At 60.4% G+C, this 20640-nt stretch carries 23 protein-coding genes, 3 pseudogenes and 1 riboswitch; of the genes and pseudogenes, 10 read left to right on the plus strand and 16 right to left on the minus strand.

Translation table 11 applies throughout. The annotated features are described in order from the left end of the window. From ACXHXG_RS06695 to sugE, 6 genes and pseudogenes are all read left to right on the plus strand, one after another. A pseudogene (locus ACXHXG_RS06695) lies at positions 1-137 on the plus strand (S-(hydroxymethyl)glutathione dehydrogenase); the annotation flags it as partial. A 139-nt stretch (positions 138-276) separates the two neighbouring features. Beyond that, positions 277-714 carry a VOC family protein gene (locus ACXHXG_RS06700; protein ID WP_457898835.1) on the plus strand — a complete coding sequence of 146 codons (438 nt, stop codon included), beginning with the start codon at positions 277-279 and terminating at the stop codon, positions 712-714. Between the two features lie 114 nt (positions 715-828). After that, a complete protein-coding gene (gene gfa / locus ACXHXG_RS06705) occupies positions 829-1404 on the plus strand; it encodes an S-(hydroxymethyl)glutathione synthase (RefSeq protein ID WP_457898836.1) in 576 nt (191 codons plus the stop codon). Positions 1405-1493: 89 nt separating this feature from the next. Further along, positions 1494-1958, plus strand: a complete 465-nt coding sequence (locus ACXHXG_RS06710; RefSeq protein ID WP_104823180.1) for a YaiI/YqxD family protein — start codon at positions 1494-1496, stop codon at positions 1956-1958. Beyond that, complete coding sequence (gene fghA, locus ACXHXG_RS06715; RefSeq protein ID WP_457898837.1) at positions 1955-2788, plus strand: S-formylglutathione hydrolase; 834 nt, start codon at positions 1955-1957, stop codon at positions 2786-2788. The genes ACXHXG_RS06710 and fghA overlap by 4 nt, the downstream gene beginning before the upstream one ends. 151 nt (positions 2789-2939) lie before the next feature. Continuing rightward, entirely contained in the window at positions 2940-3254 is a 315-nt protein-coding gene (gene sugE, locus ACXHXG_RS06720; RefSeq protein WP_457898838.1) for a quaternary ammonium compound efflux SMR transporter SugE, read from the plus strand. A 115-nt stretch (positions 3255-3369) separates the two neighbouring features. On the opposite strand, the gene ACXHXG_RS06725 is transcribed toward sugE, so the two are convergent. The 12 genes and pseudogenes from ACXHXG_RS06725 to ACXHXG_RS06780 form a co-directional block, all read right to left on the minus strand. Next, positions 3370-3753, minus strand: coding sequence for a DoxX family protein (locus tag ACXHXG_RS06725; RefSeq protein WP_104823183.1), 384 nt, complete (start codon positions 3751-3753; stop codon positions 3370-3372). Positions 3754-3891: 138 nt separating this feature from the next. Further along, complete coding sequence (locus tag ACXHXG_RS06730) at positions 3892-4284, minus strand: DoxX family protein (protein WP_104823184.1); 393 nt, start codon at positions 4282-4284, stop codon at positions 3892-3894. Between the two features lie 120 nt (positions 4285-4404). After that, positions 4405-5937: an acyl-CoA carboxylase subunit beta gene (locus ACXHXG_RS06735; RefSeq protein ID WP_457898839.1), complete on the minus strand. Its 1533-nt coding sequence runs from the start codon at positions 5935-5937 to the stop codon at positions 4405-4407. A 62-nt stretch (positions 5938-5999) separates the two neighbouring features. Further along, the gene (locus ACXHXG_RS06740) at positions 6000-6476 is read right to left on the minus strand and encodes a hypothetical protein (protein WP_104823186.1); all 477 of its coding nucleotides are present in this window, start codon (positions 6474-6476) and stop codon (positions 6000-6002) included. Positions 6477-6545: 69 nt separating this feature from the next. After that, entirely contained in the window at positions 6546-7331 is a 786-nt protein-coding gene (locus tag ACXHXG_RS06745) for an ATP12 family chaperone protein (protein WP_457898840.1), read from the minus strand. 9 nt (positions 7332-7340) lie between these two features. Continuing rightward, positions 7341-7463 (minus strand): annotated as a pseudogene (locus ACXHXG_RS06750) (HAD family hydrolase); the annotation flags it as partial. Continuing rightward, positions 7454-7912 (minus strand): annotated as a pseudogene (locus ACXHXG_RS06755) (carboxyl transferase domain-containing protein); the annotation flags it as partial. The pseudogenes ACXHXG_RS06755 and ACXHXG_RS06750, both read right to left, overlap by 10 nt. Positions 7913-7974: 62 nt before the next feature. After that, positions 7975-8451 carry a hypothetical protein gene (locus tag ACXHXG_RS06760; protein WP_104823186.1) on the minus strand — a complete coding sequence of 159 codons (477 nt, stop codon included), beginning with the start codon at positions 8449-8451 and terminating at the stop codon, positions 7975-7977. 69 nt (positions 8452-8520) lie between these two features. After that, a complete protein-coding gene (locus tag ACXHXG_RS06765) occupies positions 8521-9306 on the minus strand; it encodes an ATP12 family chaperone protein (RefSeq protein ID WP_457898840.1) in 786 nt (261 codons plus the stop codon). Positions 9307-9315: 9 nt separating this feature from the next. Next, complete coding sequence (locus tag ACXHXG_RS06770; RefSeq protein WP_457898841.1) at positions 9316-9969, minus strand: HAD-IA family hydrolase; 654 nt, start codon at positions 9967-9969, stop codon at positions 9316-9318. Continuing rightward, positions 9966-10964, minus strand: a complete 999-nt coding sequence (locus ACXHXG_RS06775; RefSeq protein WP_104823189.1) for an RluA family pseudouridine synthase — start codon at positions 10962-10964, stop codon at positions 9966-9968. The genes ACXHXG_RS06770 and ACXHXG_RS06775 overlap by 4 nt, the downstream gene beginning before the upstream one ends. Before the next feature lie 206 nt (positions 10965-11170). Further along, positions 11171-11704, minus strand: coding sequence for a copper chaperone PCu(A)C (locus ACXHXG_RS06780; RefSeq protein WP_457898842.1), 534 nt, complete (start codon positions 11702-11704; stop codon positions 11171-11173). Between the two features lie 183 nt (positions 11705-11887). After that, a riboswitch (glycine riboswitch) is annotated at positions 11888-11975 on the plus strand. A 147-nt stretch (positions 11976-12122) separates the two neighbouring features. Here ACXHXG_RS06780 and gcvT point away from each other — a divergent pair. From gcvT to ACXHXG_RS06800, 4 genes are all read left to right on the plus strand, one after another. Next, a complete protein-coding gene (gene gcvT / locus ACXHXG_RS06785; RefSeq protein WP_457898843.1) occupies positions 12123-13259 on the plus strand; it encodes a glycine cleavage system aminomethyltransferase GcvT in 1137 nt (378 codons plus the stop codon). A gap of 28 nt (positions 13260-13287) precedes the next feature. After that, on the plus strand, positions 13288-13650 hold the full coding sequence (gene gcvH / locus ACXHXG_RS06790) for a glycine cleavage system protein GcvH (protein WP_104823192.1): 363 nt from the start codon (positions 13288-13290) through the stop codon (positions 13648-13650). Next, on the plus strand, positions 13650-16514 hold the full coding sequence (gcvP, locus tag ACXHXG_RS06795; protein ID WP_457898844.1) for an aminomethyl-transferring glycine dehydrogenase: 2865 nt from the start codon (positions 13650-13652) through the stop codon (positions 16512-16514). The genes gcvH and gcvP overlap by 1 nt, the downstream gene beginning before the upstream one ends. A gap of 361 nt (positions 16515-16875) precedes the next feature. Next, complete coding sequence (locus ACXHXG_RS06800) at positions 16876-17160, plus strand: addiction module antidote protein (RefSeq protein ID WP_283050517.1); 285 nt, start codon at positions 16876-16878, stop codon at positions 17158-17160. Between the two features lie 23 nt (positions 17161-17183). On the opposite strand, the gene sufA is transcribed toward ACXHXG_RS06800, so the two are convergent. The 4 genes from sufA to sufD form a co-directional block, all read right to left on the minus strand. Continuing rightward, the gene (gene sufA / locus ACXHXG_RS06805) at positions 17184-17573 is read right to left on the minus strand and encodes a Fe-S cluster assembly scaffold SufA (RefSeq protein WP_283050519.1); all 390 of its coding nucleotides are present in this window, start codon (positions 17571-17573) and stop codon (positions 17184-17186) included. Positions 17574-17703: 130 nt separating this feature from the next. Beyond that, positions 17704-18084, minus strand: coding sequence for an SUF system Fe-S cluster assembly protein (locus ACXHXG_RS06810; RefSeq protein ID WP_104823196.1), 381 nt, complete (start codon positions 18082-18084; stop codon positions 17704-17706). An 11-nt stretch (positions 18085-18095) separates the two neighbouring features. After that, positions 18096-19337, minus strand: coding sequence for a cysteine desulfurase (locus ACXHXG_RS06815; protein WP_457898845.1), 1242 nt, complete (start codon positions 19335-19337; stop codon positions 18096-18098). A 14-nt stretch (positions 19338-19351) separates the two neighbouring features. Further along, the gene (gene sufD / locus ACXHXG_RS06820; RefSeq protein ID WP_457898846.1) at positions 19352-20626 is read right to left on the minus strand and encodes a Fe-S cluster assembly protein SufD; all 1275 of its coding nucleotides are present in this window, start codon (positions 20624-20626) and stop codon (positions 19352-19354) included. Positions 20627-20640 lie beyond the last annotated feature (14 nt).

A 20640-nucleotide genomic window follows, 5' to 3' on the forward strand; every position in this document is an offset into this window, starting at 1 on the left:
AGATCGTCGACTGGTACATGCAGGGCAAGATCCAGATCGACCCGATGATCACCCACACCATGCCGCTCGAGGACATCAACAAGGGCTTCGACATGATGCACAAGGGCGAAAGCATCCGCGGCGTCGTGGTCTATTAAGAGACCGTTTGAAAACGGGGGCGGTTTGCAGCGATCCATGATTCAGGATTCTGATGTGGACAGCAAATTGGCCCCGGATGGCAGCCGAGGCACATCAAGCGTCCGTTGTTAGACTAGGCGATACCCTGGAGATTGGAACATGGCGCTCAAGCGGATGGACAATGTCGGAATCGTCGTCGAAGACTTCGGAGAGGCGATTGATTTCTTTCGCGAACTCGGCCTCGAACTCGAAGGGCGGGCCACGATCGAAGGAGAATGGGCCGGACGTGTCACCGGACTGGGCGCTCAGCATGTCGAGATTGCCATGATGCGCACGCCGGATGGCCACAGCCGGCTTGAGCTCTCCCGCTTCCTCAGGCCGCCGGTCGTCGCAGATCACCGGAACGCCCCGGTCAACGCTCTGGGCTACCTCCGCGTCATGTTCACCGTGGACGACATCGACGAGACGCTTGAAAGGCTCCGCACGCGCGGCGCGCAGCTCGTAGGCGAAGTCGTCCAGTATAAAGACGCGTATCGGCTCTGCTACATCCGTGGGCCTGAAGGGATTCTCATCGGACTTGCCCAAGAACTCCGCTGAGCGCAAATCGAGACGGCACGGGAGATTGCTGCACGACTTTGAATGGCACGCGGCCTTTTCGCAAACCGATCCTGGTTTGGCGGCCGCGGGCAAACAAGGAGGAGGAAGCTGAACATGCCAAGTCAAGTATCGATACACCCGGCGCTCGACGGCGGAGTGAAGGCGGGACAGGCGAATTTCAGTGGTGGGACGCTCGTCTGCGCCTGCACCGATCGCCCCGTCAAAGTCGCCATCACCGGCGCGATTGCTCATAACCACGCCTGTGGCTGCACGAAATGCTGGAAGCCGAATGGTGCTGCCTTTTCGATCGTAGCCGTCACCGCGCATGAGAATGTCAAGGTCCTGGAAAACGGCGACAAGCTCGCGGTCGTGGATCCCGACGCCTTGATCCAGCGGCACGCCTGCAAGGCTTGCGGCGTTCACATGTATGGGCCGGTGGAGCGCGACCATGCCTTCAAGGGCCTGGATTTCATTCATCCGGAGCGGTTTCAGGAAAGCGGTTGGCCTGAACCCACCTTCGCCGCCTTCGTGTCGTCGATCATCGAGTCGGGAACGCCGCCATCTGCCATGGCATCCGTTCGCAGCCGGCTGAAGGAGCTGCGCCTTGAGCCCTACGATTGCCTGAACCCGACGCTGATGGATGTTCTCGCCACCTGGGTCGCGAAAAAGGCAGGCACATTGAGGGAATAGGTCTGGCCCATGACGGCGGACTTCGCTAAACCGCGACTGCGCGTTCGGCCGGACGCGCAGCGCTCTCCAATGAAGCACGTTCTGTTCCTATGATCTATGTCGATGCCGATGCCTGTCCGGTCAAGCCGGAAATTTTGAAAGTGGCCGAGCGCCACGGCATCGAGGTGACACTGGTCGCCAATTCCGGCCTCCGCCCCTCGCGCGATCCGATGGTGAAGAACGTCATCGTCTCCAATGCTTTCGACGCCGCCGACAACTGGATCGCCGAACATGCGGGGCCTGGCGACATCGTCGTGACGGCCGATGTGCCCCTGGCCGGGCGCTGCGTCGTCTCCGGCGCGCTGGTGACCGGACCGACCGGCCGTGTTTTCGACAACACCAATATCGGCATGGTCACCGCGATGCGCGATCTCGGCGCGCACCTGCGTGAGACCGGCGAGAGCAAAGGCTACAACGCCGCTTTTTCGCCACGCGACCGCTCCGCCTTTCTTGAAACCTTCGATCGCCTTTGCCGGCGTGCCAAAGCTCACAATTCGTCTGGAGGTCAGCCTTGAACATCATTTCCCAGAACACCGCTTTCGGCGGCATGCAGGGTGTTTTTTCACATGAGTCCGAGGCCTGCCAATGCGAGATGACCTTCGCGGTCTTCGTGCCGCCGCAGGCGATCAAGGAGCCCTGCCCGGTCCTCTGGTATCTCTCCGGCCTGACCTGCACCCATGCCAATGTGATGGAAAAAGGCGAATATCGTCGCATGGCAGCCGAACTCGGCCTGATCGTGGTCTGCCCGGACACCAGCCCGCGCGGCAATGACGTCCCCGATGAATTGACCAACTGGCAGATGGGCAAAGGCGCCGGCTTCTATCTCGACGCCACCGAAGAGCCCTGGGCCGAGAACTATCGGATGTACACCTACGTCACGGAGGAATTGCCCGCCCTCGTCAGCCGGCAGTTCCGCGTGGATATGAGCCGGCAAGGCATTTTCGGCCATTCCATGGGCGGCCATGGCGCAATGACGATTGCGCTGAAGAATCCGGACCGCTTCAAGAGCTGCTCTGCCTTTGCGCCGATCGTGCAGCCCTCGACGGCCGATTGGTCAGCGCCGGCTTTCGAGAAATATCTTGGCGCCGACAAGGCGGCCTGGCGGCAATACGACGCCTGCGCACTCATCGAGGATGGCGCCCGCTTCCCGGAGTTTCTGATCGACCAGGGCAAAGCCGATGGTTTCCTCGAAACCGGCCTGCGGCCCTGGTTGTTCGAAGAGGCGATCAAGGGCACCGATATCGGCCTGACGCTGCGCATGCACGAGCGCTACGATCACTCCTACTATTTCATCTCGACCTTCATGGACGATCACCTGAAGTGGCATGCCGAGCGGCTGGCATGAAACGGGTGGCATAGCAGCCATGCAGTCCCCAGCTTGAAAAGCCAATTTAGCTGAGGCATATATTTCCCCGCGCAGACGACTGCGGCGGCTGGCATAGATTGCCGACCGCAAGCACCGCGGGGACGGCCTCGCTCTTAAAAAGGAGCGTAACATGGCTTGGTTCCTGCTTTTCCTCGCAGGCTTGTTCGAAATCGGTTGGGCCGTTGGCCTGAAATATACCGAAGGCTTCACACGGCCGATCCCGACCGGTCTCACCGTCATTTCGATGGTGGTCAGCGTCGTCTTGCTCGGCCTTGCGGTGAAGACCTTGCCGATGGGCACGGCCTACGCGGTCTGGACCGGCATCGGCACGGTCGGTACCGTCCTGCTTGGCATCTGGCTGCTGGGTGATCCCGCGACCGTCGTTCGCCTGTTCTGCATCGGCCTGATCGTCGCGGGCATTGCCGGGCTCAAGCTCGTCGCCTGAACCTCATTTGCGTCACTAGAGCACCCCAGGAAAAGTGCGAGGCGGTTTTCCGCCCGGAATGCGTAAAAACCAAGAGATAGAGCGGGAAAGCGATTCCGTGAAACGCTGAACCGCTCTAACGCTGGCGATTGTCCAGTGCCCAGAGGCCGGGGCCTGCAAACACCAGGAACAGGAAGATGAAGCAGAACAAGATCGGGCCGTCGCCCTCGTTGTTGGCTGGAAAGAAGCCCATCTGCGCATGCACTAGGAAATAGGCGAAGGCCATTTCACCGCTGAGGATGAAGGCAACAGGCCGGGTGAAGAGCCCGAGCAGGATCAGAATGCTGCCGACAAGCTCAATCACCCCGGCGACGAAAAACAGTGTCGAGATTTCAAAGGGCGCGGCGGGAAAATTGAAGAGCTTTTGCGTGCCATGCTCTAGGAACAACAGCGCGGTCACAATTCTGAGAACCGCGAGGGCGGCGGGCTGATACTGCGACAGGCGCTCGAAAGCCGGCATGAAAATCTCCGTTTTAACTGAGAAGGCGGCCAGTATCTCTAGGGGATATGGTCGCTTTCCGCTGATATCGGAGTCAACACGCGAACGGCGAAATTATTCGCCGGGCTCGGATATCGATCCAAGCCCGGCGATTGCATATTATTTCCTGCGACCGTCGATGGCCAGGAGGCCTGGGCCTGCGAAAACCAACAGCAGGAAGACAAAGCAGTACAGGATGGCCGCATCGCCTTCATTGTTGACCGGGAAAAAATTCCTCGGCATGTGCGCCATGAAATAGGCGACCGCCATGTTGCCGCTAAGGATGAAAGCAACAATCCGCGTAAACAGGCCGAGAACAATCGCCAGGCCGCCGACAGCTTCCAGAATGCCCTGGATCAAGATCAGGGTCGGCAGCGGACCATCGAAATGACCGCCGGCCGGAAAAGCCAAAAGCTTCTGCGTGCCGTGCTCCATAAACAGTAGACCGGTCATGATGCGCAGCGCCGCCAGGGCGTAAGGCTGATATTGATTCAGTCGATCGGAAAGTGCCATTTTGTACTCCAGTTTTGGTTTCTGAAGCCACCATTAGTTTGTGTGCACGCGAAGGTGAAGACACGGCTTCTGACACCCAATCAATTTTCCGTGTAGAATCCGTGACTTGTTGTCACATGCTCAAAGCGGAATATTGTCGTGCTTTTTCCAGGGATTGGTCAGATCCTTATTGCGCAGCATCCTGAGCCCCTGTGCCAGCCGCCGCCGGGTAGAGTGCGGCATGATCACTTCGTCAATATAACCGCGCTCGGCCGCGACGAAAGGAGACAGGAAGCGATCCTCATACATCTTCGTATGCGCCGCAATCTTCTCAGGATGGGCGATGTCCTTGCGGAAAATGATCTCGACCGCGCCCTTGGCACCCATAACGGCGATCTGCGCGGTCGGCCAGGCATAGTTCAGGTCACCGCGCAGATGTTTCGACGCCATGACGTCGTAGGCGCCGCCGAAGGCCTTGCGAGTGATGACAGTGAGTTTCGGCACGGTCGCTTCCGCATAGGCAAAGAGCAGCTTGGCGCCATGCTTGATCAACCCGCCATATTCCTGCGCGGTTCCCGGCAGAAAGCCCGGTACGTCGACAAAGGTGACGATCGGGATGTTGAAGCAATCGCAGAAGCGCACGAAACGTGCCGCCTTGCGCGAGGCGTCGCTGTCGAGCACGCCCGCCAGCACCATCGGCTGATTGGCGACGAATCCGACTGTCGCGCCTTCGATGCGGCCGAAGCCGCAGACGATGTTCTTGGCAAAGCTTGCCTGGATCTCAAAGAAATCGCCCTCGTCCGCCACCTTCAGGATCAGTTCCTTGATGTCGTAGGGCTTGTTGGCATTGGCCGGGATCAGCGTGTCGAGCGAAGCATCGGGATCGGTGACCGATTGATAACACTCGATCTCCGGGAGATCAGCGGTATTCGACTGAGGCAGGAAATCGATGAGCCGGCGCACCTGCAGCAGCGTATCGATGTCGTTGTCGTAGGCGGCATCGGCGATCGAGGATTTCGTCGTATGCACCGAGGCACCGCCAAGCTGCTCCGCCGTCACCGTTTCGTTGGTGACAGTCTTCACCACGTCCGGGCCGGTGACGAACATGTAGGACGTGTCGCGCACCATGAAGATGAAATCGGTCATAGCCGGCGAATAAACGTCACCGCCTGCACAGGGGCCCATGATGATCGAGATCTGCGGAATGACGCCGGAAGAGAGCACGTTGCGCTGGAATACCTCGGCATAGCCGCCAAGCGCCGCCACGCCTTCCTGGATGCGCGCCCCGCCGGCATCATAGATGCCGATGATGGGGGCGCGGTTTTTCAGCGCCATATCCTGAACCTTCATGATCTTCTCTGCATGCGCGTCTGAAAGCGAGCCGCCGAAGACCGTGAAATCCTTGGCAAAAAGAAAGACCGTGCGGCCGTTGACCGTGCCCCAGCCAGTGACCACGCCGTCGCCGGCGATCTTGGTCTTGTCCATGCCGAAATCGATCGAGCGGTGTTCGACGAACATGTCGAATTCCTCGAAGGAGCCTTCATCGAGGAAGATTTCGATGCGCTCGCGCGCGGTTAGCTTGCCGCGCCCATGCTGCGCATCAATACGCGCCTGCCCGCCTCCGAGCCTCGCGATCTCCCGGCGACGTTCCAGTTCCTGCAGGATCTCTTTCATGATGGCCCTCTTTTCCGCTTACCCGGCTTAGCATGGCGCAGCAGCAGTTTGAAGCCGAAGGCTCAGTTCACCAGCGGCGGCGCCTTCAGCACGAAGATGGAACGGATGCGGGCGGCGATATCTTCAGCCATCAGATTGTCGGCCGCGTTCGGGTCCGGTGTGAAATTCGCCGTATCGAACGAGGCGATGGCAAGCACCGCACCGGTATCGACCGAATCGACGTCGATATTGATCTTTGCAGTATTGCGATCGTGGTTGAAGCTTCCGGCCTTGCGAACATCCGTCAGGCGGATGGTGAGTGCCACCTTCGGCAGCACTGTATCGCGGGTGGTCACGGCGATGGCGGCATTAACGCGTTCGTTGATCGCCGAAAGCAGTACAGGCGAGACAGGCGGCACGGCTTGATCGGCAACGACGGTGGCGCTGCGCACGTCATAGGCTGGAGGTGCAGGCGGCGCCGTGCCCGGCCAGCTCGTGCAAGCAGCCAGCGCCAAACATCCCACGAGTGCCGATACCGCACCCGACCTCCACAACAACATGATTCGCGTCCCGAATTCCCAACCCTTGAGATGCAGATTTCGATATAACGGACTGCAAATCAACAATATTCAACTGCGAAGCGCGGAAAAAACATCCGTGGCTGCCTGAAACTCTTCGAAGCGCTGAGCGCGGCGCTGCTCGGCCTCTTCGTCACGGCCCCAATGTTCGATCGTCCAATCCTCATCGAGATGGGCGAGCGCCCAGACTTCATCGAGCGGCAGTCGGCCTTCGGCGAAAGCAAGCGCCAAGATCGTCGAACCCGTCAGCGTCGTGATCGTATGTAGGCTGGCGAGTTCCAGCGGCGTGTCGTATTTGCGCAACGTCACGGCAAAGGCGGCGATCGCCTCGCGCGGCTGCTCCTGATGCATGACGCCTTCGGCCAGGATGAAACGAGCACCGAGTTCGTTTGCGGCCCAGTCGATCAGCGGGTTCCACTGCTCCGATTGCCGCTCCACCAGGCGCTCCGGTCCATCGGCGCGATAGCAAAGCATATCGGTGGAGGAAAAGCGCAGGATGTCCTCGAATACCGCCTGGCTATCGATCGCCACACCGTCGAGCGCCGTGTTGACCAGCCGTGTCACCGGCATGGTCGCAGGATCGATGACCTCGACCTGCCGCGTCCATTCGGCAGCAACCAGCTTTGCGAGCGCCTCGGTCGGGACGGCGAGCGATTGGCGCGCAGGCGTCTTCACCACCTTGCCGTCGAGCTCGATCACGTGGCCGCCTTCGCTCGCGCGGACGCTTACATCCTTATAGAAGCGCTTCGGCAGCGGCTTCTTCATCTGAATCTGAGCCCGGCGAATGGGATCGGGATGGCTCAGGTCTTCGGAAAGATCGTTCAACAGGTCGCGCATGGCGTCACCTCAGAGAATATGGCTCAACAAGTCGTTCGGGTGATGGGCAATCGTGTCGGCACCTGCCGCCAGCAGTTCTTCCACCGAAGCATAGCCCCAGGCAACACCGATCGCGGTCGCACCGAGAGCACGTTGCGCTGGAATACCTCGGCATAGCCGCCAAGCGCCGCCACGCCTTCCTGGATGCGCGCCCCGCCGGCATCATAGATGCCGATGATGGGGGCGCGGTTTTTCAGCGCCATATCCTGAACCTTCATGATCTTCTCTGCATGCGCGTCTGAAAGCGAGCCGCCGAAGACCGTGAAATCCTTGGCAAAAAGAAAGACCGTGCGGCCGTTGACCGTGCCCCAGCCAGTGACCACGCCGTCGCCGGCGATCTTGGTCTTGTCCATGCCGAAATCGATCGAGCGGTGTTCGACGAACATGTCGAATTCCTCGAAGGAGCCTTCATCGAGGAAGATTTCGATGCGCTCGCGCGCGGTTAGCTTGCCGCGCCCATGCTGCGCATCAATACGCGCCTGCCCGCCTCCGAGCCTCGCGATCTCCCGGCGACGTTCCAGTTCCTGCAGGATCTCTTTCATGATGGCCCTCTTTTCCGCTTACCCGGCTTAGCATGGCGCAGCAGCAGTTTGAAGCCGAAGGCTCAGTTCACCAGCGGCGGCGCCTTCAGCACGAAGATGGAACGGATGCGGGCGGCGATATCTTCAGCCATCAGATTGTCGGCCGCGTTCGGGTCCGGTGTGAAATTCGCCGTATCGAACGAGGCGATGGCAAGCACCGCACCGGTATCGACCGAATCGACGTCGATATTGATCTTTGCAGTATTGCGATCGTGGTTGAAGCTTCCGGCCTTGCGAACATCCGTCAGGCGGATGGTGAGTGCCACCTTCGGCAGCACTGTATCGCGGGTGGTCACGGCGATGGCGGCATTAACGCGTTCGTTGATCGCCGAAAGCAGTACAGGCGAGACAGGCGGCACGGCTTGATCGGCAACGACGGTGGCGCTGCGCACGTCATAGGCTGGAGGTGCAGGCGGCGCCGTGCCCGGCCAGCTCGTGCAAGCAGCCAGCGCCAAACATCCCACGAGTGCCGATACCGCACCCGACCTCCACAACAACATGATTCGCGTCCCGAATTCCCAACCCTTGAGATGCAGATTTCGATATAACGGACTGCAAATCAACAATATTCAACTGCGAAGCGCGGAAAAAACATCCGTGGCTGCCTGAAACTCTTCGAAGCGCTGAGCGCGGCGCTGCTCGGCCTCTTCGTCACGGCCCCAATGTTCGATCGTCCAATCCTCATCGAGATGGGCGAGCGCCCAGACTTCATCGAGCGGCAGTCGGCCTTCGGCGAAAGCAAGCGCCAAGATCGTCGAACCCGTCAGCGTCGTGATCGTATGTAGGCTGGCGAGTTCCAGCGGCGTGTCGTATTTGCGCAACGTCACGGCAAAGGCGGCGATCGCCTCGCGCGGCTGCTCCTGATGCATGACGCCTTCGGCCAGGATGAAACGAGCACCGAGTTCGTTTGCGGCCCAGTCGATCAGCGGGTTCCACTGCTCCGATTGCCGCTCCACCAGGCGCTCCGGTCCATCGGCGCGATAGCAAAGCATATCGGTGGAGGAAAAGCGCAGGATGTCCTCGAATACCGCCTGGCTATCGATCGCCACACCGTCGAGCGCCGTGTTGACCAGCCGTGTCACCGGCATGGTCGCAGGATCGATGACCTCGACCTGCCGCGTCCATTCGGCAGCAACCAGCTTTGCGAGCGCCTCGGTCGGGACGGCGAGCGATTGGCGCGCAGGCGTCTTCACCACCTTGCCGTCGAGCTCGATCACGTGGCCGCCTTCGCTCGCGCGGACGCTTACATCCTTATAGAAGCGCTTCGGCAGCGGCTTCTTCATCTGAATCTGAGCCCGGCGAATGGGATCGGGATGGCTCAGGTCTTCGGAAAGATCGTTCAACAGGTCGCGCATGGCGTCACCTCAGAGAATATGGCTCAACAAGTCGTTCGGGTGATGGGCAATCGTGTCGGCACCTGCCGCCAGCAGTTCTTCCACCGAAGCATAGCCCCAGGCAACACCGATCGCGGTCGCACCGGCCGCTTTCGCCATCTGCATGTCGTAGACGGCATCGCCGATAACGATTGTATCATGCGGATCCATGCCGGTCTCGCCGCAGCATTCTGTCACCATCGCGGGATGCGGCTTGGAAGGGCAATCATCAGCGGTGCGCGAAACGGCGAAATAGGGCGTAAAGCCGTTCGCTTCAAGAATATGCTCCAAGCCGCGGCGGGACTTGCCGGTCACCGCGCCGATCAGCAATTCATCGCGGGCGGCGAGCGTCTCAATCAACGGTTTGATCCCGTCGAAAAGCGGCGTCTGCATATCGCCCTCGTCGCGCACGTCGGGGAAGATCGATTTGTAGTGCGCCGTCATCGCGATCGCCTCGTCATCGACATGCGGTTTGCCCTGCATGCGCGTAATAGCGATATCCAATGTCAGACCGATGATCGACTTGGTGGAGGCGACATCGGGACGCTTGTAGCCGAAATCGACGAAGGTGCGCGCCATGACCTCGTGGATCAGCCGGGCGCTGTCGACCAGCGTCCCGTCGCAATCGAAAAGCACCAGCTTCATTCGTCGTCCGGCTCCCCGGCCGATGCCTCGTCAAAGCCGAGGAGGTTCCAGGTTTGCACCATATGCGGCGGCAGCGGCGCGGTGATGCGCAGGCGCCCGCCGCTCGGATGCGGGATATCGATATGGCGGGCATGCAGGTGCAGCCGCTTCTGAACGCCGCCGGGAAAGTCCCAATTCGGGTCGTCCTCGAAATATTTGGGATCGCCGATGATCGGATGGCCGATATGCAGCGCATGGACGCGGAGCTGGTGCGTGCGGCCGGTATAAGGCTCCATTTCCAGCCAGGCGAGACGCTGGGCGGCGGTTTCGACAACACGGTAATAGGAGACAGCGTGATCGGCACCCTCCTCGCCGTGTTTGGCGATGCGCATCCGGTCGCCATCGGCGGTGGCTTCCTTCACCAGCCAGGTCGAGATCTTGTCCTCGTGCTTGCGGGGCACGCCCTTCACCAGCGACCAATACGTCTTCTTGGTGTCGCGCTCGCGGAAGGCGGCCGTCAGCTTCTGTGCGGCACCGCGGGTGCGGGCGACGACGAGAACGCCGGAGGTATCGCGGTCGAGGCGATGCACTAGGCGCGGCTTTTCACCCTTCTGGCTGGTCCATGCCTCCAGCATCTTGTCGATATGGCGGCTGACGCCGGAGCCGCCCTGCACGGCGAGGCCGGCCGGCTTGTTCAGCACGTAGACCTTGTCGTCCTCATGCAGCAGCATGCGCGCCAGCAGCTCGGCGTCGCCGGAATGCTTCAGCTCCTTGCCTGCGATCGGTCCGCTTTTCGGCCCCTTGGCGTCGACATCCAGCGGCGGCACGCGCACCATCTGTCCCGGCTGCACACGCGCATCTGTCTTCACGCGCCCGCCGTCGACACGGACCTGGCCGGAGCGCATCAGCTTCTGTAATTGCCCAAAGCCCAGCCCTGGAAAATGCACCTTGAACCAGCGGTCGAGGCGCATGCCGGCCTCGTCGGGCTCGACCTTTATATGCTCAATCCCGGCCATTCGTCTTCTTTCAAGAACCGCGACATGACCCCGAAAAGCGCGAAATGGTTTCGGACAAGATCATGCCAAATCAAAGGACTGGGGCGGCCTTGCCCCAGGGCCGGGTCATCCGGCCTTTTGAGGTGGCTTTAGAGCATTTCGACGAAAAGTGGAAACCTGAATTGTCTGCCCGACGGGAATTTTGTGACAATGGTGCCCGGTAAACCTCATTTTGCGTTCGGCGCCACGACAGGAAGGTTGATATCGACCATTCCCGCCTTATCGAACATCAGCATCACCGGCACCGTGCCGCCCTGCTTGAACGGCGTCTTCACCTGCTTGAACATCATGTGCAGGCTGTTGGGCGAAAGCGTTACGGTCGCGCCAGCGGGGATGGCGACGCCCTCTTTGAGCTCCCGCATCTGCATGACCTCGCCCTGCATCTTCATCTCGTGCAGCTCCACCTTGCCGGCGGCCGATGAGGTCACGGACGTCAGCTTGTCGTCGCTGCTGCCGCCATTGTGGATCGTGAGATAGCCGCCGCCGACCGGCTGCCCTGGCAGCATGGCGCGAACATAGCCGCCGCTGATGTCGAGATCGCCGAGCTTGGTTGCAGCCGAACCCGCCGGCGCTTTGCCGGCATCCATATGCATCCCGGGCATTTTGCTCATGTCGTCGCTCTGCTGCGCTATGACGGCGACAGCCGAGAATGAAAGTGTGGTCGCCGAAATCAGCAATGCGGCGGCGAATTTGCGGTTCATCATTCTCTCCTGCCCGGCTCCTATATTGGCACCATGGGATAGCTTCTCGAAGCGCGATTGCAAAGTCCCCTGCATCCATCGGTCGCGCGTACCGGCCTCCGCTCATCAAGTCGCCACGACAAAAATTTGTTTCAGAGCGACATTTGCCCCTTGCCATCTATGGCGACTACCAGATAATGGCACCCAACCCTGTTGGGAGAATCCGGCGCAAGCCGGTGCCGAAGGAGCAACCGCCCCGGAAACTCTCAGGCCAAAGGACCAACATGGGGCAGACGGAACTCTGGAGAGTAGCGCGCAAGCGCTCGCCGAAGGGATAACAATCTCAGGCACACAGACAGAGGGGGCTCATCGAAGGCGCAGCCGCGCCTGAATTTTGAGCTCTGCGCTTTTAGCCAAGCGCAAAACCCGGAGGCGTCATTTGGACGAGACCGCTGCCCTCAAGAAGACACCCCTTCATGCCCTGCATCTGTCGCTCGGTGCCCGTATGGTTCCCTTCGCCGGCTATGACATGCCCGTGCAATATCCCGCGGGCGTGCTCAAGGAACATCTCTGGACCCGCGCATCGGCCGGCGTGTTCGACGTCTCCCACATGGGTCAGGTCACGATCCGAGCCCGTTCCGGAAGATATGAGGATGCGGCGCTTGCATTGGAAAGCCTAGTGCCGGTCGATATTCTCGGGCTCGCCGAAGGCCGTCAACGCTACGGTTTCTTCACCGATGACAACGGTGGCATCCTTGACGATCTGATGATCACCCACATGGACGACTACCTCTTCGTTGTCGTCAACGCCGCCTGTAAGGATGCAGATCTAAAGCATCTTCAAGATCATATCGGCGATAGCTGCGAAGTCACTTTACTTGATCGCGCCTTGATCGCGCTGCAGGGGCCGCGTGCCGTTTCAGTGCTTGCCGAACTCTGGGCGGATCTCGCCCATATGAAATTCATGGATGTCCGCCATTGCCGCCTGCATGACGTTTCCTGTCTCGTCTCCCGCTCCGGTTACAGCGGCGAAGACGGCTTTGAGATTTCCGTACCGGCCGACAAGGCTGAGGATATTGCCCAGCGGCTACTCGAACATCCCGATGTCCAGCCGATCGGCCTCGGCGCCCGCGATTCCCTGCGTCTCGAAGCCGGGCTCTGCCTCTATGGCAACGATATCGATCAGACGACGACGCCGGTGGAAGCCGCGCTCGAATGGGCCGTCCAGAAAGCCCGCAAGACCGGCGGTGCCCGCGCCGGCGGCTTTCCCGGTGCCGGCCGCATCCTTGCCGAATTCGACAATGGTGCCTCGCGCCGCCGTGTCGGTCTGAAGCCGGAAGGCAAGGCGCCGGTGCGTGGCCACGCCAGGCTTTATGCCGACGCCGAGGGTAAGACCGAGATCGGTGAAGTCACTTCCGGCGGCTTCGGGCCGAGCGTCGAAGGCCCCGTTGCCATGGGCTATGTGCCAGTTGGTTTCGCCGCACCGGGAACACAGGTCTTTGCCGAGGTTCGTGGCAAGTACCTGCCCGTCGCTGTCTCTTCCCTGCCCTTCATCACTCCCACCTACAAACGCTGAAAACGTCATATTCCAGAGAGGATCTTCCATGCTGAAATTCACCGAAGAACATGAGTGGCTCAACATCGAAGGCGATGTCGCGACCGTTGGGATCACGGCGCATGCCGCCGAACAGCTCGGCGATCTGGTTTTCGTGGAATTGCCCGAGGTCGGCGCCAGCTTCTCCAAGGGAGACGATGCGGCGACGGTCGAATCCGTCAAGGCGGCGTCCGAAGTCTATTGTCCGCTAGACGGCGAAATCACCGAGATCAACGAAGCCATCACCGCCGATCCGGCGCTCGTCAATTCTGATCCGATGGGCGCTGGCTGGTTCTTCAAGCTGAAGCTGAAGAATATTGCTGATGCCGATGGTTTGCTTGATGAATCCGGATATAAGGAGTTCATCGCGTAATGAATACGCCTACGGAATTCACATTCACCGACTACCAGCCCTACGATTTCGCCAATCGCCGCCATATCGGTCCGTCTCCGTCTGAAATGGCTGATATGCTGAAGGTGATCGGCTATGACAGCCTCGACGGGCTGATTGATGCGACGCTGCCGCCCTCCATCCGCCAGAAGGCGCCGCTCACCTGGGCTGCGCCGATGACGGAACGCGAGGCGCTCGACAAACTGCGTGAAACCGCTAACAAGAACAAGGTTCTCGTCTCGCTGATTGGCCAGGGCTATTACGGCACGATCACGCCTCCGGTCATCCAGCGCAATATCCTGGAAAATCCCGCCTGGTACACGGCCTATACGCCCTATCAGCCGGAAATCAGCCAGGGCCGCCTCGAGGCGCTGCTGAACTACCAGACGATGATCTGCGATCTGACGGGCCTCGATGTTGCCAACGCCTCGCTGCTCGATGAAGCAACCGCTGCCGCCGAAGGCATGGCGATGGCTGAGCGTGTGGCGAAATCCAAAGCCAAGGCCTTCTTCGTCGACGCCAATTGCCATCCGCAGACGATCGCGCTGATCAAGACCCGTGCCGAACCGCTTGGCTGGACAGTCATCGTCGGCAATCCCTTCACCGATCTCGATCCGGTCGATGTCTTCGGCGCCATCTTCCAATATCCGGGTACGCATGGTCACATCAACGACTTCACCGGCTTGATTGCAAGGCTGCATCAGACCGGCGCCATTGCCGTGGTCGCCGCCGATCCGCTAGCGCTGACGCTGCTGAAGTCGCCCGGCGAAATGGGGGCGGACATTGCCGTCGGCTCATCGCAGCGCTTTGGCGTGCCGGTCGGCTATGGTGGTCCGCATGCGGCTTACATGGCGGTCAAGGATGCCTATAAGCGTTCGATGCCCGGCCGCTTGGTTGGCGTTTCCGTCGACGCTCGCGGCAATCGGGCCTATCGCCTGTCCCTCCAGACTCGTGAGCAGCACATTCGCCGCGAAAAGGCGACGTCGAACATCTGCACCGCGCAGGTGCTGCTCGCCGTCATGGCTTCCATGTATGCCGTCTTCCACGGCCCCCAGGGCATCAAGGCCATCGCCCAGCAGGTGCATCAGAAGGCCGTGTTGATGGCAAAGGGCCTTGAAAGGCTCGGCTACAAGATCGAACCGGAGACTTTCTTCGATACGATCACCGTGGAGGTCGGCCATATGCAGGGCCTGATCCTGCGCGCGGCTGTCGCCGAAGGCGTCAATCTGCGCAAGGTGGGCGAAACGAAGATCGGCATGAGCCTTGACGAGCGAAGCCGTCCGGCAACGCTGGAAGCCGTCTGGCGTGCCTTCGGCGGCAATTTCCGTCTCGCCGACTTCGAATCCGGCTATCGATTGCCGAAGAACCTGCTGCGCACCAGCGAATATCTGACGCACCCGATCTTCCACATGAACCGTGCCGAAAGCGAGATGACCCGCTATATCCGCCGGCTCTCCGATCGTGATCTGGCGCTCGATCGCTCGATGATCCCGCTCGGCTCCTGCACGATGAAGCTTAATGCAACGGCTGAGATGTTGCCGATAAGCTGGCCTGAATTCTCGGATATTCATCCTTTCGTCCCGGCCGATCAGGCGCTCGGTTATCGTGAAATGATCGATGACCTGACGGAAAAACTTTGCGCTGTGACGGGCTATGACGCCTTCTCCATGCAGCCGAATTCCGGCGCGCAGGGCGAATATGCCGGCCTGCTCACCATCCGCAACTATCACATCGCCAATGGCCAGGGTCATCGCGACATCTGCCTGATCCCGACCTCGGCGCACGGCACCAATCCGGCCTCCGCACAGATGGCCGGCATGAAGGTGGTCGTCGTCAAGGTCAGCGATGATGGCGATATCGACATGGCGGACTTCCGCGCCAAGGCGGAGCAATATGCGGCCAATCTCTCCTGCTGCATGATCACCTATCCGTCGACGCACGGCGTCTTCGAAGAAACGGTGAAAGAGATTTGTGATGTCGTGCATATGCACGGCGGCCAAGTCTATCTCGATGGCGCCAATATGAACGCCATGGTCGGCCTCTCTCGTCCCGGCGACATCGGCTCCGACGTCAGCCACCTGAACCTGCACAAGACCTTCTGCATTCCGCATGGCGGCGGCGGCCCCGGCATGGGGCCGATCGGCGTCAAGGCGCATCTGGCGGCGCACCTGCCCGGCCATCCGGAGACGGACGGCCGCAGCGGTGCGGTCTCCGCAGCAGCCTTCGGCTCTGCTTCGATCCTGCCGATCTCCTGGAGCTACTGCCTGATGATGGGCGGCGAAGGGCTGACGCAGGCGACGAAGGTCGCAATCCTCAACGCCAACTATATCGCAGCGCGGCTGAATGGCGCTTACGACGTGCTCTACAAGTCGAAGACTGGCCGCGTGGCGCATGAATGCATCATCGACACACGCCCGCTGGTCGACAGCGCCGGCGTCACCGTCGACGATGTTGCCAAGCGCCTGATCGATTGCGGCTTCCACGCGCCCACCATGAGCTGGCCGGTTGCCGGCACGCTGATGATCGAACCGACCGAATCGGAGACCAAGGCCGAACTCGACCGGTTCTGCGAGGCGATGCTTGCGATCCGCGAGGAGGCCCGCGCCATCGAAGAAGGCCGGATGGACAAGACCGACAACCCGCTGAAAAACGCGCCTCACACGGTCGAAGACCTCGTCGGCGATTGGAACCGGCCCTATTCCCGCGAACAGGCCTGCTTCCCGCCGGGTGCCTTCCGGGTCGACAAATACTGGTCGCCCGTCAACCGTGTGGACAATGTCTTCGGCGATCGGAATCTCATCTGCACCTGCCCGCCGGTCGAGGCCTACGCCGAAGCTGCCGAGTAAGCGCTTTTCCGAAAAAGTGAAGCGGTTCAGCCGCTTCACTCCTGTCCGACATAAATCTATCGCGAAAAATCTCTATGACAGCGCCGCGTGTCCGATCGGACGCGCGGCGTTTTTGATAGCGCGGCGTAAGACGGCGCTGGAAGTCAGATATTATGCCAGAACTGCCAGGATTACATTGTCGGACGGGAATCATTGCAGGCGAACACGATCAGTGCCGGGAAGCCGGTGACACCGTGCTCGTAAAAAATCAATTTGAGAACTGCCACGCGGATGTCACTGCCCATGTGTGCCTGCGGACATGGCTTGCATGAGAGCGAAGCTGCGCTCATCCGCGACTGGCTTATACGGAAAGGCATATGGGATGGATGAGGAAAAGCTCATCAGCATGGACGCCATGGATGGCTATATTGCAGCCGCTTTCGAAACCGACGATCCCTCTCACATCGCCAGGGCCCTCGGCGCCGTGGCGCGAACGCGCAACATGAGCAAGCTTGCCAAGGATGTCGGCATGAACCGCTCAGCGCTCTATCGGGCGCTCAGTGGCGATGGAAATCCGGAATTTGCGACGATTCTAAAGGTCGTGAAAGCACTTGGCTTGAAACTGACGCCGGTGCCGGTGGCCGACCGCAAATCGGACGCCGCCTGATACCAAGGCGGCGAAAGGTTTGTTCAGACAGCCGGAGCGGCCTGACGCTGCGCAGCCAGGGCCGCGAGATCGGCGGGCTTCAACTCGACGGATTCGCCGCAGCCGCAGGCCGACGTCTGGTTGGGATTGGTGAAGGTGAAGCCGGAACGCAGGGTGGTGGTTTCGAAACCCATCTCGGTGCCAAGGAGATAAAGCACGGCCGACGGCTCGACCCAGACCTTGGCGCCGTTGCGCTCGATCAGGTCGTCCTTGGCATTCGGTTCGGTCACCAGGTCGATGGTATATTCCATCCCGGCGCAGCCGCCCTTCTTGATACCGACGCGCACGCCCTTGGCCTCGGGGCCTGAATTCTCGACGATCGCCTTGACGCGCGCTGCCGCGTCATCCGTCATGCTCATTACTGCAAAGCCCATGGGCTTATTCTCCTCTGGCATCGGCCCGAAAAGTGGATCCGGTTTTCGGACCAGCCGATGCCCACTTAAATGCAACCGGGGTCAAGATCCGGTGCTTCGAGTCATAATGTAAAGCGGGCGGCTTAAAGCTTCAATACCAGCCGACGGCCACCTGCGCCTCTTCGGACATGCGATCCGGCGTCCACGGCGGATCGAAGGTCATGCTGACTTCGACGCCGGAAACCCCTTCGACAGCACCGACCGCATTTTCGACCCAGCCCGGCATCTCGCCGGCGACGGGGCAACCCGGCGCGGTCAGCGTCATGACGATCTTCACCATGCGATCGTCCTCGATGTCGATCTTGTAGACGAGACCGAGTTCGAAGATGTCGGCAGGAATTTCAGGGTCATAGACCGTCTTCAGCGCGCTGATGACATCCTCGCTGAGGCGCGCCAGTTCGGCCTCGGGAATGCTGGAATGCACGATGCCCTCGCGCACGTCGATCTTCTGTTCGCTTTCATCGAGTGACATCGCTTGCCTCCTTAGGCAAAGAATTTTCGCGCATATTCCAGCGCATCGGCCAGGGCATCCACCTCGGCACGGGTATTGTACATGCCGAACGATGCACGGCATGTGGAGGTCACGCCGAAGCGTTTCAAGAGCGGCTGGGCGCAATGTGTGCCCGCGCGCACGGCAACGCCCTGTCGGTCGATCACCATCGAAACATCGTGGGAATGGATACCCGCGAGCTCGAAGGAGAAAATACCACCTTTGCCGGGTGCCGTGCCGAAAACGCGCAGCGAATTGATCTCCCGCAGCCGCTCCGCCGCATATGCCGCGAGATCGGCCTCGTGCCGGGCGATCGCCTCGCGGCCGACGCTTTCCATATAGTCGAGCGCGGCGCCAAGTCCGATCGCCTGAACGATGGGCGGAGTGCCGGCTTCGAAACGATGCGGCGGATCATTGTAAGTGACGTTATCCTCGGTGACGTCGAAAATCATCTCGCCGCCGCCCTGGAAGGGCCGCATCTCGCGCAACCTGTCCTTCTTGCCATAGAGCACGCCGATCCCCGAAGGGCCGTAGAGCTTGTGGCCGGTCATGACATACCAGTCGCAATCAATGTCCTGCACGTCGACGGGCAGGTGCACGGCGCCTTGCGAGCCATCGATCAGCACCGGAATGCCGCGCTCATGCGCGATGCGGCAGACTTCTTTGACCGGAACGATGGTGCCAAGCGCATTCGACATGTGGGTGATCGCAACGAGCTTGGTACGTTCCGTCAGGCTCTTTCCGAAATCCTCGATATGGAAGGCCCCATCGTCATCCACCGGCACCCAGACCAACTTGGCGCCCTGCCGCTCGCGGATGAAATGCCAGGGCACTATGTTGGAGTGATGCTCCATAATGGAGACGACGATCTCGTCGCCTTCGCCGAGCTTGGGCATGCCCCAGCCATAGGCGACGGTATTGATCGCTTCGGTCGAATTCTTGGTGAAGATAATATCATCCACCGACGGCGCATTCAGGAAGCGGCGCACTTTTTCGCGCGCAGCCTCATAGGCCTCGGTGGCCGCATTGGACAGGAAATGCAGCCCGCGATGCACGTTCGCATATTCGCGAGAATAGGCATGCGAGATCGCGTCGATCACGACCTGCGGCTTCTGTGCTGATGCACCGTTGTCAAGATAGACCAGCGGTTTGCCATGGACGGTCGTCGACAGGATCGGAAAATCCCGGCGGATTGCTTCGACGTCATAGGCGGTGGCTGGTACGATCTTGTCCACGAGCATTGCTCCAATCAGGCGTGATTTTCGAGCCAGTCCGAGATAACGCCTTCCAGCGCCTCGACCAGGGCTTCGTCTTCCAGCTCTTCGATAATCTCGGCCACGAAGGCATTGACCAGCATGGCGCGGGCCTTGTTCCTGGGGATACCGCGCGCCATCATGTAGTAGAGATGGTTCTCGTCGATATCGGCAACCGTGGCGCCATGGCCGCACTGCACATCGTCGGCGAAGATTTCCAGCTCCGGCTTGACCGAGAACTCGGCATCGTCGGACATCAGCAGCGTGTTGCAGGCCATGCGGGCATCGGTCTTCTGCGCATCCGGAGCGACCCGGATCATGCCTTGGAAGACACCGCGAGCGCGGTCGAACACGACGTTGCGCATGATTTCCGTCGAGCCCGTATGCGGTACGTCGTGGCCGAGCACCAGCGTCACATCGGTATGCGTATCACCACCGAGCAAATTGACGCCGCGCAGAACAAGGTCGGAGCCCTCGCCTGTGACTTTCACATGCAGCTCCTGGCGCACCAGCTTGCCCCCGGCATTGATGACGAACAGCTTCAGCTTCGCCTGCGCGCCGAGGTCGACGCGAATCTGGCCGAGATGCGTATCCTCGGTTCCCTGCTCCTGCAGGATGATCCAGGTCACTTCGGCACCCTTGCCGATCTTGATATCGCTGACCGAGGAGACCATTGCCGCAGCACCGGGCACGGCCTGGTGGCGCTCGATCACGGTCGCCTTGACATCGGCGCCAAACGAGACCGGCAGACGGCTGTGGATCTGGCCACCGGCATGGATGAACTGGATTTCGAGCGGCGCATCAAGCTCAGTCCCATCCGGAAATTCGATGACATAGCCGTCGCGCACGAAGCTGCCATTGATGCGGCCGATGGCGTCATCCCTACCGAGCGCAGTCAGTCTGGCGGCGGCGGAACCGTCGGCCAGACTATCGGTATAGCGGCGGACAACTAGGCCATCGACCGAGGTCTTGCCGCTCGTGCTACCCTGCAGAACCGATAGCACGGCCGAACCGGGAACGGTCGGCGACAGGGGCTCGACGCTGCCGGCGCCGATATCTGTCGGGACGGAACGCAGCAGGGTCTTGAAATCGGTATAATGCCAGGCTTCGAAACGCCGTGTCGGCAGGCCGGCGGTCTTGAGATCGTCCAGCAAACGGTCGCGGACGGCGAGCACGTCGCCATCACCCGGCAAGTCGCCCAACTGGTTGTTATAAGCCTCGATCAGCGCCGTCTCAGCGGCGGTCAGACGGCTCGTCGTCTGAATGTTCATCGACGTATCCTTTC

The organism is Rhizobium sp. LEGMi-198b (assembly GCF_054114205.1).